14 protein-coding genes and 1 tRNA gene are annotated in these 14,715 nt (G+C 61.0%); 11 read left to right on the top strand and 4 right to left on the bottom strand.

The features are described from left to right. Positions 1-33: 33 nt before the first annotated feature. From Q0K62_RS01065 to Q0K62_RS01015, 11 genes are all read left to right on the top strand, one after another. Positions 34-1,368, top strand: a complete 1,335-nt coding sequence (locus tag Q0K62_RS01065; RefSeq protein ID WP_297316133.1) for a glutamate-5-semialdehyde dehydrogenase — start codon at positions 34-36, stop codon at positions 1,366-1,368. Beyond that, entirely contained in the window at positions 1,365-1,958 is a 594-nt protein-coding gene (locus Q0K62_RS01060; protein WP_297316132.1) for a phosphoribosylglycinamide synthetase, read from the top strand. Before Q0K62_RS01065 ends, Q0K62_RS01060 begins: the two co-directional genes overlap by 4 nt. Beyond that, complete coding sequence (gene nadD / locus Q0K62_RS01055; protein ID WP_339349461.1) at positions 1,955-2,677, top strand: nicotinate-nucleotide adenylyltransferase; 723 nt, start codon at positions 1,955-1,957, stop codon at positions 2,675-2,677. The genes Q0K62_RS01060 and nadD overlap by 4 nt, the downstream gene beginning before the upstream one ends. A gap of 89 nt (positions 2,678-2,766) precedes the next feature. Then, a complete protein-coding gene (locus tag Q0K62_RS01050; protein ID WP_297316176.1) occupies positions 2,767-3,780 on the top strand; it encodes a ribose-phosphate diphosphokinase in 1,014 nt (337 codons plus the stop codon). Positions 3,781-3,883: 103 nt separating this feature from the next. Beyond that, positions 3,884-3,954, top strand: a tRNA-Gln gene (locus Q0K62_RS01045). Positions 3,955-4,020: 66 nt separating this feature from the next. Continuing rightward, positions 4,021-4,818, top strand: a complete 798-nt coding sequence (locus Q0K62_RS01040; protein WP_297316131.1) for an HAD-IIA family hydrolase — start codon at positions 4,021-4,023, stop codon at positions 4,816-4,818. Beyond that, positions 4,818-6,209, top strand: coding sequence for a bifunctional UDP-N-acetylglucosamine diphosphorylase/glucosamine-1-phosphate N-acetyltransferase GlmU (gene glmU / locus Q0K62_RS01035; protein ID WP_297316130.1), 1,392 nt, complete (start codon positions 4,818-4,820; stop codon positions 6,207-6,209). Before Q0K62_RS01040 ends, glmU begins: the two co-directional genes overlap by 1 nt. Positions 6,210-6,343: 134 nt before the next feature. Next, complete coding sequence (rsfS, locus tag Q0K62_RS01030; RefSeq protein WP_297316129.1) at positions 6,344-6,829, top strand: ribosome silencing factor; 486 nt, start codon at positions 6,344-6,346, stop codon at positions 6,827-6,829. Continuing rightward, positions 6,826-7,557 (top strand): histidine phosphatase family protein, encoded by a 732-nt coding sequence (locus tag Q0K62_RS01025; protein WP_297316128.1) that lies wholly within the window; start codon positions 6,826-6,828, stop codon positions 7,555-7,557. The genes rsfS and Q0K62_RS01025 overlap by 4 nt, the downstream gene beginning before the upstream one ends. Positions 7,558-7,727: 170 nt before the next feature. Next, a complete protein-coding gene (locus Q0K62_RS01020) occupies positions 7,728-8,687 on the top strand; it encodes a hypothetical protein (protein WP_297316127.1) in 960 nt (319 codons plus the stop codon). 127 nt (positions 8,688-8,814) lie between these two features. Further along, the gene (locus Q0K62_RS01015; protein WP_297316126.1) at positions 8,815-9,900 is read left to right on the top strand and encodes a glycerol dehydrogenase; all 1,086 of its coding nucleotides are present in this window, start codon (positions 8,815-8,817) and stop codon (positions 9,898-9,900) included. A gap of 67 nt (positions 9,901-9,967) precedes the next feature. Here Q0K62_RS01015 and Q0K62_RS01010 read toward each other — a convergent pair whose 3' ends face one another. From Q0K62_RS01010 to Q0K62_RS00995, 4 genes are all read right to left on the bottom strand, one after another. After that, positions 9,968-10,957: a PfkB family carbohydrate kinase gene (locus Q0K62_RS01010; protein ID WP_297316125.1), complete on the bottom strand. Its 990-nt coding sequence runs from the start codon at positions 10,955-10,957 to the stop codon at positions 9,968-9,970. Next, complete coding sequence (locus Q0K62_RS01005) at positions 10,950-12,416, bottom strand: cytosine permease (RefSeq protein WP_297316124.1); 1,467 nt, start codon at positions 12,414-12,416, stop codon at positions 10,950-10,952. The genes Q0K62_RS01010 and Q0K62_RS01005 overlap by 8 nt, the downstream gene beginning before the upstream one ends. A 144-nt stretch (positions 12,417-12,560) precedes the next feature. Then, positions 12,561-13,556 carry an ADP-ribosylglycohydrolase family protein gene (locus Q0K62_RS01000; RefSeq protein WP_297316123.1) on the bottom strand — a complete coding sequence of 332 codons (996 nt, stop codon included), beginning with the start codon at positions 13,554-13,556 and terminating at the stop codon, positions 12,561-12,563. Further along, complete coding sequence (locus Q0K62_RS00995) at positions 13,543-14,292, bottom strand: GntR family transcriptional regulator (RefSeq protein ID WP_297316122.1); 750 nt, start codon at positions 14,290-14,292, stop codon at positions 13,543-13,545. Before Q0K62_RS00995 ends, Q0K62_RS01000 begins: the two co-directional genes overlap by 14 nt. Positions 14,293-14,715: the final 423 nt, after the last annotated feature.

The following is a 14,715-nucleotide window of genomic DNA, read 5'->3' as shown; positions in this document are numbered from 1 at the left end:
GCCATCGGCCCCGGAGCGTGAGAGGACCGCAGGATGAGTGATCAAGAGACCTCCCTGAGTCAGTCGGATGTCTCCGCCAGGGTCTGCGCCATGGCAGACCGGGCCGCCAGCGCCCAGACCAAGCTGGCCATGATGGATGGGGACGCCAGGAACGCCCTGCTCACGGCTCTGGCCGATGCCCTGATCGCCTCGGCCGAAGAGATCGAGGCCGCCAACCGTTCCGATCTGGATGAGGCCTTCGAGTCCGGTATGTCGGCCGGTCTGATCGACCGGCTCCGCCTGGACAAGGTCAGGGTGGCCGCAGCGGCGCAGGAGGTGCGTCAGGTGGCCGCCCTGCCCGACCCGCTCGGCAGCCTGGTCCGGGGGCATGAGATGCCCAACGGGATGCGGCTCAACCAGGTCAGGGTCCCCTTGGGGGTCGTGGCCATGATTTACGAAGCCCGCCCCAACGTGACCGTCGATGTGGTCTCCCTATGCCTGAAATCAGGCAACGCCGTCCTCCTGCGTGGTGGCCACGCGGCGGAACGGACCAACCGGGCCCTGGTGGGCCTGATTGGCAGGGTCCTTGATCAGGGGGGTCTGGACCCCGCCCTGGTGGCGGCAGTGGACGAATTCGGCAGACAGGGTGCCCAGGCCCTGATGCAGGCCCGGGGTCACATCGACCTCCTGGTGCCCCGTGGTGGTCGGGGGCTTATCCGGAGCGTCATCTCGCAGGCCACGGTGCCGACGATCGAGACCGGGGCCGGCAACGTCCACATCTATCTGGATCGTTCCGCCGACCTGGACAAGGCCATCCCGGTCATCATCAACGCCAAGACCCAACGCGTCGGGGTCTGCAACGCCGCCGAGAAGCTGGTCATCCACCGTGACGTGGCCGCCAGGTTCCTGCCCCGGATCGCGCAAGCCCTTACCGCCGCCCAGGTGGAGCTCCACCTGGACACCGTCTCCATGGACATCCTCAGGTCCCTGGATGCCGACCAGGGAGACCAGGGGATTTCCCTGCCGTCTGAACTGCTCATGGAGGCCAGGCCCGAAGACTGGGAGACCGAGTACCTGGACCTGAAGATGGCCGTCAAGGTGGTCGACTCCCTGGACCAGGCCATCGATCACATCAACCGGTACTCCACAGGGCACACCGAAGCCATCATGGCCGAGGACTATGAGGCCATCGAGGAGTTCACCAAACGGGTGGACTCGGCCGTGGTCATGGTCAACGCCTCGACCAGGTTCACCGATGGCGGCCAGTTCGGCATGGGGGCCGAGCTGGGCATCTCCACCCAGAAACTTCATGCCAGGGGCCCCATGGGTTTGCAGGAGCTGACGACCACCAAGTGGATTGGCTACGGAAGGGGGCAGGTGCGCCCGTGAACGAAGAGATCGAGGAACTGTTCCGTCAGGAGCAGGACAATCCACGCATATGGCTCCGGGTGGCATCGGAGCGGCTCAGCATACTCAGGTATGTCTTTTTGGTCCAGATAGAGGACGGCATCCCCGATGCCGAGCAGCGTGCCTGCCTGGAGTACGCCGATGCGGTGCTGATCGGTTGGCCCGACGAGGTTTCCGAGGAGGTCCGCGACCCGAGTGATGAGGAACTCAATGAGGTCCGCCGCCAGATAACGGTCATGGAGAACCATGTTCCTGACTTCCGCAAGCAGGAACAGGATGGGAAGATAGCCGACCTGTCGGCCTCCCTGGTCACCATCACCCAGTGTGTGGCACAGGTGCGCCGGGCCTACCAGCCCAACTTCCCCCTGCCCACCTTTGCGGAGATTCGCCGGGTGGTCCAGGAGGAATGGAATGCCGATATGGAGCGGATCGATCCCGACCGGGTCAGTCCCAGTGCCGAGCAGCTCAAACAGGAGGTCACTGAGGAGAAGAAGGAGAATGCCTTCCTGGCCAAGGCTGAGGACCAGGAGGAGGCTTCCGGGGAAGCCGAACCGTCCGGGGAGGCCCGATGAATCCGGGGGAGTCGGACGGGAACCGCAAGATGTCCGACCTGTCCAGGAAGGACCAGCCCAGTCCGACGGAGCCCACGCGGCTCCATACCGATGCCCCCGGGGTGGGTACACGCCCCAGGGTCGGAATCATGGGCGGCACCTTCGACCCGATCCACAATGGCCACTTGGTGGCCGCTTCGGAGGTGGCCTGGGTCTACGACCTCGATGAGGTCATCTTCGTGCCGACCGGCCGGCCTGTCTTCAAGTTGGACAAGGCCGTGACCAATGCCGAGGACCGTTATCTGATGACGGTGATCGCAACCGCCTCCAATCCCAAGTTCACGGTCTCCCGGGTCGATATCGACCGGCCGGGCATCACCTACACCGTCGACACCCTTCGTGATATTCAGCGGTTGAGGCCGGACAGCGACCTCTTCTTCATCACCGGGGCAGACGCGGTAGCCGAGATCATGCGATGGAAGGACGCCGATACCATGTGGGACCTGGCCCACTTCGTGGCAGTGACCCGGCCCGGGTATTCACCCAGCCTGCCTGCCCTGAACCTACCCGACCAGAAGGTCGACATGCTGGAGATCCCCGCCCTGGCCATCTCCTCCACAGACATCAGGCGGCGCTCCGCCAAGGGGATGCCGGTCTGGTACCTGGTGCCCGACGGGGTGGTCCAGTACATCAACAAACACGGTCTCTACAGTCGTGGTGGCGAGTCCGACACGGACTGAGCCCGGTCAACACGAACTCCCCGCCGTGTCAGTGCGCGCGATTATCATGGATGCTGTCCGCTTCAGCGACAACAACGTTTGGAGATATGGTGAGTGCAATCCTCAAAGGCAGACCAGGCAAAAATCTCATTCTTGTAACGGGCAGAACCCACCCGAGGCTTGCGGCGGATGTGGCCAATCAACTTGGCATCGAAGTTCTGGAAACCACGGCCTACGACTTTGCCAACGGAGAGATGTACGTGCGGTATACGGAGTCGGTGCGCGGGGCCGATGTTTTCGTCCTGCAAAGCCACGCTGACCCTATCAACAAGTCCATCATGGAACAGTTGATCATGATCGATGCACTGAAGCGCGCCTCGGCCGGCAGCATCACCGCCGTCTGCCCCCTCCTGGGATACTCCCGCCAGGACAAGAAGCATCTGGGTCGTGAACCCATCTCCTGCCGACTCATGTTCGACCTGCTCAAGACCGCTGGTGCCGAACGCATCATGTCGGTCGACCTGCACGCCGCCCAGTCCCAGGGCTTTTTCGATGGCCCGGTGGACCACCTGATCGCCATGCCCGTCCTGGTGGACTATGTTCGTGACAGGATGGACCTCTCCAAGGTGGCCGTGGTCTCGCCCGACGCCGGCCGTATCCGGGTGGCCGAGCAGTGGGCCCAACGCCTGGGCGGCGTTCCTCTGGCCTTCATCCACAAGACCCGCGACGTCACCCAGCCCAACAAGGCCGTGGCACACCGCGTCGTCGGCGATGTGAAGGGGTTGGATTGCGTCCTGGTCGATGATCTGATCGATACCGGTGGCACCATCGCCGAGGCTTGCAACGTGCTTCGTAAGGCCGGTGCCAGCTCCATCACCATCGTGGCCACGCACGGGGTCATGTCCGGTCCTGCCGTCCAGAGGCTCCAGGACTGCGAGGCCAAGGAGGTCGTCGTGACCGACACGGTACCGATTCCTTCCGAGAAGCGTTGGGATGGACTGACCGTGCTCTCCATCGCCCCCCTCCTGGCTTCAGCCATCAGGGCGGTCTTCGAGGACGGCTCCGTGGCCAAGCTCTTCGATACCTACCCGGCCCATCACGGTCAGGGATTTCTCTTCGCCTGAGCGGCCCGGGGCCGACATATGCTGGCCGCGCCGGTATGACCGGTGTGCCGCTATCGTCGGTTTGTGGCATAATGATTTCGGTGGTGCACCTTGCTTCCGCCTTTCCCCCATGGTGTAATGGCAGCACACGGGTCTTTGGAACCCTTGGTCTTGGTTCGAATCCAGGTGGGGGAGCTTACGCTCGCCGATTCCGGTCGGAGACGGCCTTGAGGGGTTGGTGATCAACCGAAAGGAACTGATTTGGCAGTCAAGAAGATCGAAACCTGGCTCACCGATATGGATGGGGTGCTGGTGCATGAGAACACCGCCCTGCCCGGAGCTGCCGAATTCATCGAAACGCTGAAGGAACATAACCGACAGTATCTGGTACTGACCAACAACCCCATTTACACACCGCGCGACCTCTCGGCCAGACTGGGCCGGAGCGGCATCGACGTTCCTGAAGACAAGATCTGGACCTCGGCCCTGGCCACGGCCGACTTCGTCTCCCGCACCATCCCGCGCGGATCCGCCTATGTGATCGGCGAGGCCGGTCTGACCACGGCCCTCCACGAGGCCGGGTTCATCCTGTCCGACATCAATCCCGACTATGTCATCCTGGGCGAGACCAGGACCTACTCCTTTGAGTCGATTACGACGGCCATCCGTCTGATCCTGGGGGGTGCCCGGTTCATCTGCACCAACCCCGATGCCACCGGCCCCAGCGAGAACGGCGTTCTGCCGGCGGCCGGATCCGTGGCTGCCCTGGTGACCAAGGCCACCAACCGGGAGCCCTACTTCGTGGGCAAGCCCAACCCCATCATGTTCCGCACCGCCCTGAACAGGGTCGGTGGACACTCGGAGACCACCGCCATGATCGGCGACAGGATGGATACGGATGTGGTGGCCGGCGTGGAGGCGGGCCTCAACACCTTCCTGGTGCTGACGGGCATCACCAAGCGCGAAGAGGTGGAGACCTTCCCCTTCAGACCCGATAAGGTGGTCAATTCCATCCACGACCTGATTGATGTCGCCGAAAGCGGGGTGGTGGAGTTTTGATGCCGGAATCAGGGCTGACGGCGGGCATCATCCTGGCCGCCGGTGAGGGTACCCGCATGCGTTCCTCCCTGCCCAAGGTCCTGCATAAGCTTGCCGGCAGGACCTTCCTTGAGCGGGTCATGGCATCGGTTACGGCCCTGGATCCGGGGCTGACCGCAGTGGTGGTCCACTTCCAGGCCGAGAAGGTGGCCGAGGCCGCACGTTCCTACGATGGCCAGGTTCGCATCGTCCAGCAGGACGATTGCCCCGGTACCGGCCGCGCCGTCCAGTGCGCCATGGACCAGTTGCGTCAGAGCCTGGATCCGAACGGGTACGTGCTGATAGCGGCCTCCGATATGCCCCTTCTTGACACGGACACCCTTCGAGGCCTGATCGACCACCATGTCAGGACCGGAGATGGGGCCACGGTCCTGACCGCGAACCTGGACGATCCAACCGGGTACGGGCGCATCATCCGTGACCAGGACGGGCGGGTGCTCCGCATCGTCGAACAGAAGGACGCCACCGGTACCGAGCTTGCCGTCAAGGAGGTCAATACCTCCGTATACGTCTTCGACGTTGACGTGCTTTGCCAGGCCATCAGGGGGCTTCGGGACAGCAACGCCCAGGGGGAGTTCTACCTGACGGACGCCCTGGAGGTCGCCCGCCAATCCGGTACCGTCGGTGCCTTCACTGCGCCCGACCCACTCAGCGTCGAAGGTGTCAACGACAGGGTGCAGCTGGCTGCCCTGGCCAAGGACCACAACATCCGGGTCTGTCATGAACTGATGCGGTCCGGGGTGACCATCCTGGATCCGGCGACCACATGGATCGAGGACGATGTGTCCATCGAACCCGATGCCACCATCCTGCCCGGGTGCCTCCTCCAGGGGCATACCGCCATTTCCGCGGATGCGGTCATCGGTCCCTATACCACCCTGATTGATGCGACCATCGACCAGGGTGCCACAGTGGAACGCTCCAGGATTCAGGAGACCCACATCGGCGCCAGGGCCAGCATCGGGCCCTGGACCTACCTGAGACCCGGCAACGACCTGGCCGAGGACACCAAGGCCGGAGCTTTCGTGGAGATGAAGAAGGCCCATATCGACCATGGGACCAAGGTCCCCCACCTTTCCTATGTCGGTGACACCCATATCGGCCACGACAGCAATGTCGGGGGTGGAACCATCACGGCCAACTACGACGGGGTCCACAAGAACAGGACCGAGATCGGGTCCGGGGTCCATGTCGGTGCAGGCAACCTTTTCGTGGCACCGGTCCAGGTGGGCGACGAGGCAACGACCGGGGCCGGGTCGGTGATTCGTCACCAGGTTCCCGAAGGGGCCATGGTCTACTCCACCAACGATCAGCACACGGTCGGGGACTGGAAGCCCGAATGGGAGCGTTGAGCGTATCCCGCCCGGCGCGATCCCCTCACTTGGAACCGGGTTCCTCCACCGGTCGAAGAGTGAGGAATAATGACAGGTAAGATAAACCGAGCAGTTTCCGAGACCTCGGACAGATCCAGTTGAAAGGCATATCAGTGCCAGCATTGCAGGATTCCATAGACGCGGTACGGGTGGCCGCCAAGGCCGCCAACGATATCAAGGCCATGGACATCGTCGCTTTCGACGTGTCCCAGCCCATCGCCATCACGGACATCTTCATGGTGGCCACGGGCGGCAACGAACGTCAGGTCCTGGCCATCGCCGAGGAGGTGGAGAAGCAGCTGCACATCCAATGCAAGCGTGACACGCGTTCACGCGAGGGCATCGACGAGGCACAATGGGTCCTCCTGGACTACGGCGACTTCGTCATCCACGTCATGCACAAGCAGGCCCGGAAGTACTATGACCTCGAGCGTCTCTGGAAGGACTGCCCCCAGGTCGACCTCCAGCTGGAGCACCGGTTCACCCTGGAGGATGACCAGACCGATGAGGACCCCGATTCCATGATGGCCGGTTTTGAGGATACGGACATGCGCAGCAGGTTCGCCCGGCCCGACCGGGACGAGGAGTCCTTGTCATGAACGAAGGGGCGGGTTCTCTTCGTCATGTCCGCTCCCTGACACTGGTCAGGCATGGGCAGACCAACTACAACGCCAAGCATCGCATGCAAGGGCAGATTGACATCCCCCTGAATACGACCGGCCGTTGGCAGGTTGAGCGTTCGGCCGAGGAACTGCGCCGAGAATACGTCGATACCGTACCCGAGGGACGCAAACAGCTGGTGGTCGCATCCGACCTGTCCCGGGCCATGGACACGGCAAGGGCCTTCGCCGATCCACTGGGGGTGGAGGTCCATCCCGATACCCGACTGCGTGAGCGTGGATTCGGCGACTGGGAGGGTGTCAGTGCCGCAGAGGTCATGGACCGGTGGCCCGAGGACTATACATCATGGATGTGTGGCGGCGGCGGTGAACTCAAGCACGGCGCGGAGTCCAAGCCCCATGTGGGGGAGCGTGGATTCGAGGCCATCACCGAGTGGGCCCTGTCGGCCGACGAGGACACCGATCTCTTTGTCTTCTCGCACGGTTCCTTCATCTCCCAGGCTCTTCAGGCCATTCTGGGCATGGCGAAGACCTACCCCGAGTATGTGGGCATGGTGACCATGCGCAATGCGCATTGGGCCAGACTTTCAGCCAGGAGCATGGAGGACGGTCAGTTGCGGTGGTCCATGATCGACTACAACAGGGGCCCGGCCATCGCCATGCGAGGAGACTGGGATCGCCCCATGGGACTGGTCGACCAGGACTGATTACCGCTGCGCGAAACCTTCGGGCGCCAGCCAAGAGGGGCCGGGTCGTAACCATTCGGCCTTGCGCGAGTGCGGCCTGCATACCCGGAGGCCTATCACAAGTTCGACACAGGTCGGCGCTATCATGATTCATCAGTACACGCAGCCGATGGGTATGAAGGAGCCGGGGGTTGAAGAATTTCTTCCATGACATTTCGTGGGCCCAGATAGCCGCCGGAGCCCTGGCTGCCATGACCTCGTTCTGGCTGGCGGCCAAGATCGGCGTAGCAGGGTCCATCATTGGAGTGGCCATAGGTTCCATTGTGTCGGCTGTGGCCTCACAGATCTACAAGAACGTCCTGGAGGCCTCCGGGCAGAAGTTCCAGGAGACCGTCATCGGCGGCGATGACGACAAGAACGCCGTGGACACGACTGACGATACTTCGAACCGGGAAACCCAGACCATGCCCCAGGTCGGTCGCGAAACCACGGTCATGCGGCCTGTGGGTGGGAAGACGGGAGGCGGTCAGGCCTCAGGAGAAGAAACGACCCTTTTGCCTCCGGCCCGGCATGATTCCGGCCGGACCACTGTCATGCAGCCGGTTTCGGCCGACAACGGAGGGAGACAGAACGGCGGCAGAACCGTGGTATCCACCAATGGGGGAGGAAATCACCGTGGTGATGATGCCCTCGGTGGTTCCCATCAGGGTGGTCGGGCCATTGCTCTTTCCCCCGCCCAGATCAAGCGCAGGAAACGGAACATCATCATCGTTTCCGTGGTCAGTGCCCTGGTGGCGGTCATCCTGAGCGCCCTGGCCATCAATCTCCTGACCAAGGGTGAGGGGACCGACCATGTGGTCCGCAACGTGGTCAGTCCATCGACCACCGAGCAGACCACCGAAGGCAACCCTACCGAAACGACCCGACCCCAGGATGAACGGGGGGAGACGAGTCAGCCCAGTGTGACCACCCAGCCCAGCCAGGGGCATACCCAGACGCCCCAGCAGACCACCAGACCGACCCAGCAGGAGCCTGAACCCAGTCCGGATGCCTCGAACTCCAAGACCCCGACAGCTCCTGAAACGACACCCACAACAGGGTCGTCCCCGGATTCCGCATCCCCGGCACCACCGTCAAAGGCGGCCCAGTAGTCAGCCTTGGTCTTGTCCGGGTGCCACGGTCAGCGTATACCGGTAGAATCGGTCCTGATGGATGATGGACTTCATCCAAGGAGCCGATGACGGTTCAGCGAAATATGTCATCTAGATAGGGGTTGCCATGCGTAAGGTTCTATGTTCTCCCGGAAGCTATATCCAGCAGGAAGGTGCCATGGGACAGCTGGCCGATGAATATGCGGCCATAGGTTCCAGAGGCGCCCACATCATCGTCGATCCGATGATCGACAAGCTCTATCACGATCAGATCGTCTCCTCCTTCGATCAGAAGCAGATGACTTATCAGCTCATGGAGTTCGGCGGTGAGTGCTCCGCCGAGGAGATCGACCACCACCGGGAGCATCTGGGGTCCAGCGATGTGGTCATCGGCATCGGTGGCGGCAAAACGCTGGATACGGCCAAGGCCGTGGCTTTCTACGCCCACCTGCCGGTCATGATCGTCCCCACTGCTGCATCATCCGATGCACCCTGCTCCCGTCTGTCCGTCCTTTACCGTCCGGACGGCGTTTTCGACAAGTACCTGCCCCTGCCTTCCAACCCCAACGTCGTTCTGATGGATACCGACATCATCGCCAAGGCCCCGGTGCGGTTCCTGGTCGCAGGGCTCGGTGACGCCTTCGCCACCTATTACGAGGCAGCAGCCTGCGTGCGGTCCAATGCCATCACCATGACCGGAGGCCATGCCACCAACGCCGCCTTCACCCTGGCCAAGCTCTGCCACGACACCCTCCTCGAGGATGGGGCCAAGGCGGTTGCCGCCGCAAAGGCAGGCATCCGCACGGCCGCCCTGGAGAACATCATCGAGGCCAACACCCTGCTCAGCGGACTGGGATTCGAAAGCTCCGGTCTGGCTGCGGCACACGCCATCCATGACGGGATGACCGCCCTGGAGGGCACCCACAAGATGCTCCACGGGGAGAAGGTGGCCTTCGGCACCCTGGCCGAGTTCGTCCTGGAGGATCGCTCATTCGACGAGACGGCTGAGGTCTATGACTTCTTCCGTCAGGTCGGCCTGCCCACATCCCTGGAGGAGATCGGCATTGGCGACGCCACCGACGAGGACCTGCTCAGTGTTGGCGAACATGCCTGCGGCCCTGATGAGACCATGGGGAACATGCCCTTCGAGGTCACCCCCGTCGACGTGGCCCACGCCCTGCGCGCAGCCGACGAGGTGGGGAAGCGTCTCTGATCCCTTGAATTGCAGGAGGGCCACCGCTGTGAAGCCGATGGCCCTCTTCTATATGTACTTTGTTCGCTTATCTCAGCATGGACGAGACAGCTTTCCGTATGGATTCCGCATCCGGGCAGGTGGCCGGTCCACGTTGCGTGGTGGAAAGGGCTCCTGCGCAGTTGGCCCAGATCAGTGCTTCCTCCATGGGCATGCCTTGGAAGATGGCTGCGCAGAGGACACCTGCGTGGGCATCACCGGCTCCGTTGGTGTCAACAGCATTGACTCGCGGAGTGGGGATGTACCGGCATCCCTTCGTATTGTCCGGCTGACAATACCATGCTCCGCGGGCACCGGCCCTGAGAATTACCGGGCTGCCGAGACCTAGACAGAGGCTGCTGCAGATGGATTCCGGTTCGGTCCCATCAGCCGTTGCAGGCCTGCACCCAAGGCGGTCTGCCAGGATTGGTCCCTCACGCTCGTTGAGGGACCAGATTGGATGAAGACCGTTGACCGTTTTGAGTACGTTCAGGTCTATATCGGCCACCATGGGCCCGATATCGAAGAGGACCGGTAATCTGTCCCCCTGGTGTTTCCTGGCGAACCCGACCAGACTTCGACTGTTGTCCTTATGGCAGAAGGAATATCCGCTCATGTAGATGACATCACCGGCAACTAGGCTCATGCCTTCGTAGGTACCTTCGGGTACGCGGGTTTCGGCTCCTCGTGCGGAGACGAAGGTCCGTTCACCCGAGGGTTCAATCAAGGCGATCGAATATCCGGTATCGCAGTCATCGAGGACTGGCCCCTTGGCGGGAACCTGTATGGATGCCAAGGCCTGACGGGACATATCCGCCATGGGTCCTGTACCAAGAGCACCCATATAGGAAATCGGGGCCTCCATTTGCCTGGCGGCACGGAGTACGTTGTATCCACCACCGACCGCCATGGCACTCCGAGTGGCGAATATGTCCCCACCGCGCTCCGGGAGGTGGTCGATATCCATGCTCAGGTCCACCACCACCTGACCGAGATGGAGAATGCAAGGTTTCCTGGTCGCTGAATCGGATTCATTCATGGTTATTCTCCTTCATTGCTGCGGATTCCCCGGAGAGGATATGCAGAAAGCCATAGAGGATCCCTCCCAACAGGAGGGAGACAAGCCATGCCAGGCCATTCCTGCCCAGGAAGCTTTCAGCCAGGGGGCCGGAGAACCAGATCTCATCTTTGGAGACCTGGGCCGTCACGAAGAGGAAGCCTGCAATGATTCCAACCAGCCAGCTGATGATGGCCGGAAGATTGATTCCGTGCCAGTACCAGTAGGGGGAGTCGGGTTGAAGATTCATGAGACCGTCGGCATCATAACGTTTGCGGGAAATCATATCTGTCAGGAAGATACCTGCCCAAGTGCTCAACGGTATGGCCAGCAGGGAGATGAAGGTGACGAAGGGACCGTAGAAACCGTCTGATCCCAGGGTGAAGTATAGGGCTCCGCAAGTTGTCACCACCACATCGACGATGACCGCATAGGCGCGGGGAATCCTGATGCCCAGGGTGATGGTGGTCAGGCCGGCTGAATAGACGGAAAGGTTGTTGGACATGAGCAACCCGGCGAAAGCGGCAACCAGATAGGGGATGGAGACCCATGCAGGAAGTGCGCCACGGACAGCGGCTACCGGATCAGCAGCGGCGGCAATGGTTGAATTGCCTGCGGTCAGTGCTGACCCCAGGCCGATGACGACGACAAGAGGTATGCCGGCTCCGGCTGCGGCGCTAAGAACCAGGGAGCCGGATTTTACCGAGGTTTTCTGGTAACGGGCCATATCCGCACCGGAATTGACCCAGCCGATGCCCGAGCCGGCGGCAATGGTGCCGATGCCGATTAGAAAGGCGCTGGCTGAGCCGGGTGCATTACCGACAAAAGAAGACCAGTCGACGGTCGTTGCCAGATAGATTGCCACCAGAAGGGTAAGTGCTCCGAATACCCAAGTGGCCCACTTCTGCACGTTGAGGATGAAGGCATGACCGGCGGCCGAAACGACCACCGTCAGCGCCACGAAGATGGCAATGCAGGCGAAGGTCAGGAGGGGAGAGTGCTTGGCGTCGGCCGAGGTGCCGAAGATGATGGCTAAGAGCGACAGTAGCGCGAATGCCCCGGTCATCGTGTTTACCGTTTCCCAGCCCAACCTGGAAAGGAGAGCCACGAGTGTGGGGCCTGCATTGCCTCTGACACCGAAAATGGCTCTGGATAGGGTAAGGGTTGGGGCTCCGCCCCTTTTCCCGGCTATGGAAATCACGCCCACCAGTGCAAAGGAGCCGAAAGCTCCGATGATCGTAGCGAGGACGGCTTGCCAGAGGTTGAGCCCCTGGGCAATCAGGGTGGCTCCGAGAGGTATTCCCATGATGGAGATATTGGCGGCGAACCAGACCCAGAACAGCTGACCGGGTGATCCGTTCCTTTCGTTTTCGGGCACAGGTTCGATGCCTCTTTGCTCCACCCTGGAGAGAATGGTGCTCTGTTTTGTTGTAGTTGGCATGTATTGTCTCCTTTGACTCATGTTGAACATTGGAATTGGCATGCTCCGGGTAGAAGATGTGGCATACAGCAATGTGGCGGTCTGCGAGTTGGCTGAGGCTGCCGCAACCATGAAAGGTGTCAGATTTCGACCCGGTCGGAATAGCTATCTCAAGGCGGTTAGCGCACGGGCCGCTTTCGGCAGGTTGAGGTGGGATACCGCGGCCACCTGTGAACATAATGCGGCATCGAAAGCGTCGGGACCGGCACAGGCACCAGTCATGGCACCGGTCATCGCGGCGATGGTATCGGTATCGCCGCCAAGGTTCACCGCTGTGAAAAGGGAGGTTTGGGGGTTGTCCGCGAACCTCCAAGCCAGGGCAAAGGAAGCCGCGACTGATTCATTTGATTCAACCGAGGTGCCGCAGTCCGCTATCAGGTGCTGCTCGAAATCGTCTTCGTCCAGGAATTCCTCGGACAGATGTATTGCCTGACGGGCACGTGCGGGGACAGAAGCCTTGGGTGTCCAGGCTCCACGGGAGTCCATGGAGTGCACCACGCGCAGGGATTCTTCCAAAGCCTCGCGAATGGGCATTCCCTCAACCCCCAGGCTCACCACCGTGCTGATCAATGCGGCGCCTTGGAAGCCCGCAACCGTATCGTGGGTGACTTGGCAGGACTCGTAGATCCGGTTCGCCAGCGTCCGCGTATCATCAGGCCTGTTGGCTATGCCGACGGGGGTGACACGCATGGCTGCCCCATTGGTGGTACCGGTTTTCCCTGTGCTTGATATGTCCGCACCCTGACGAACCTGCTCCAGGGCCAGCTTGGTGGAGGGTCCCAAGAGATCGAGCGATCCTCGGGATTTCATATCGTCCTCCCAGGCCAGAAGGCGTTTAGAGAAGTCAACGGGGTCGATATGGCCCCGGCCATTGATGATTAAATCTGCCACAATCAATGCCTGTTCCGTGTCATCGGTGACTGAACCTGCAGGCATACCAGGGGCGATGGGTTGATTGGGTATAGCGTCACGCAGGGTATCAACCCTGCCATAGGCTTCACGAATGGCTGCTGGACTCATGCTCTGCGTGGGCATGCCCAGTGCATCTCCCAGCGATAATCCCGTCAATGCACCAAGGGCGCTTTCTTCAGTCTTGTTCATTGCTCTGTGTACCTCCGAATTCGATGTGCAATGTGAAGTGCTCTGGATTTAAGTAGGACGTAACGAATTCCACCAGTCGATTGTCCTTGTCGAAACTGGCCCTGTCCACAATCAGGAAAGCATGGTCTCCGGTCATTCCCAAGGGTTGCCTATACTCTTCCGGTGGCAGGTCCACACGGGCATCCTGGACACCGCTGACAGGTTCGAGGCCCGCGGCTTTCATGGTCATTGATATGGAGTCACCAAGCAGACCGCGTTCCATGAGCAGGTCGAGAACCGGGGTGGATGGCAGGTGTGATATTTCCACTGAAACGGGAATGCCCCCACTCAGTCTGCGCCTGACGATCGTGTACATATCGACGTCTATCCCGTATGCTCTGCCTAACTGTTCGGGTGCTGAGCCCTTGGTGGTGGAGAGGATTTCCGTAGTAGTGGGGGAGCCGGTCTGAGCTGTGGCTTGCGCCCATCCCCAGGAATGCCGCATGTTGTGACCGTGGTAGGAAACGAAAGAGCCCACACCCGGTCTGGTGGTCACCATCCTGCGCTCGTTGAGTATAGCCAGGGCGTTGCGTAAGGTTCCGCGGGCGACGCCGAACTCTTCGGCAAGAGCCTGTTCAGAGGCCAGACGTTCCTCATTCTGGAGCTGCCCCTTGATGATACGCTCCGCAAGTTTGTCGGCGACGGACTGTGACTGCAGTCTGTGCGCCTTTGCTGATTTCTTGCTGCCATCGTTCATATCTGTATTGTACCTTAATAATGTCGACATGTCTAGTACCTGTATAGTACATGTCTATTCTTGGTTTGTTGTCGTATAGCTGAAACAAGTGTGACAGGATTGAAATGGAACGTAGTCGGCATGGTTTGAATCATGTCGTCGGCCGCGGCATGCAACGCCGTTACAGTGACCGAGGGTCGATGACGGCTTTGGCTTGACCAGGCCGGAATGGTCTGCCCGGTAGTGCCTTGTCCTCCTGATCGTGAGTTAGCTTCCTCTGGCGCCACGGGTGCGTAACCTGCCCTGGGTTATCCCGCCCGGTCCTGGACCGTCCTTGCAGAACACAGACACCTGCGGGATGCTCTTAGACCGGTGGGAAAATCAGGAGAAAACGAAAAGGGCTCCCGGGAAACCCCGGAAACCCTGTCCGTGGAGCTAGGGGGA

It is taken from the genome of uncultured Bifidobacterium sp. (assembly GCF_945269915.1).
GTDB classification, from domain to species: Bacteria; Actinomycetota; Actinomycetes; order Actinomycetales; family Bifidobacteriaceae; genus Bombiscardovia; species Bombiscardovia indica.
This window is presented reverse-complemented; position numbering and strand designations above follow the sequence as displayed.

Excerpts from the sequence above, each read along its gene's own strand:
- Q0K62_RS01065 (WP_297316133.1), top strand. The coding sequence starts at position 34 with ATGAGTGATCAAGAGACCTCCCTGAGTCAGTCGGATGTCTCCGCCAGG.
- nadD (WP_339349461.1), top strand. The coding sequence starts at position 1,955 with ATGAATCCGGGGGAGTCGGACGGGAACCGCAAGATGTCCGACCTGTCC.
- glmU (WP_297316130.1), top strand. The coding sequence starts at position 4,818 with ATGCCGGAATCAGGGCTGACGGCGGGCATCATCCTGGCCGCCGGTGAG.
- Q0K62_RS01025 (WP_297316128.1), top strand. The coding sequence starts at position 6,826 with ATGAACGAAGGGGCGGGTTCTCTTCGTCATGTCCGCTCCCTGACACTG.
- Q0K62_RS01015 (WP_297316126.1), top strand. The coding sequence starts at position 8,815 with ATGCGTAAGGTTCTATGTTCTCCCGGAAGCTATATCCAGCAGGAAGGT.
- Q0K62_RS01010 (WP_297316125.1), bottom strand. The coding sequence starts at position 10,957 with ATGAATGAATCCGATTCAGCGACCAGGAAACCTTGCATTCTCCATCTC.
- Q0K62_RS01005 (WP_297316124.1), bottom strand. The coding sequence starts at position 12,416 with ATGCCAACTACAACAAAACAGAGCACCATTCTCTCCAGGGTGGAGCAA.
- Q0K62_RS01000 (WP_297316123.1), bottom strand. The coding sequence starts at position 13,556 with ATGAACAAGACTGAAGAAAGCGCCCTTGGTGCATTGACGGGATTATCG.
- Q0K62_RS00995 (WP_297316122.1), bottom strand. The coding sequence starts at position 14,292 with ATGAACGATGGCAGCAAGAAATCAGCAAAGGCGCACAGACTGCAGTCA.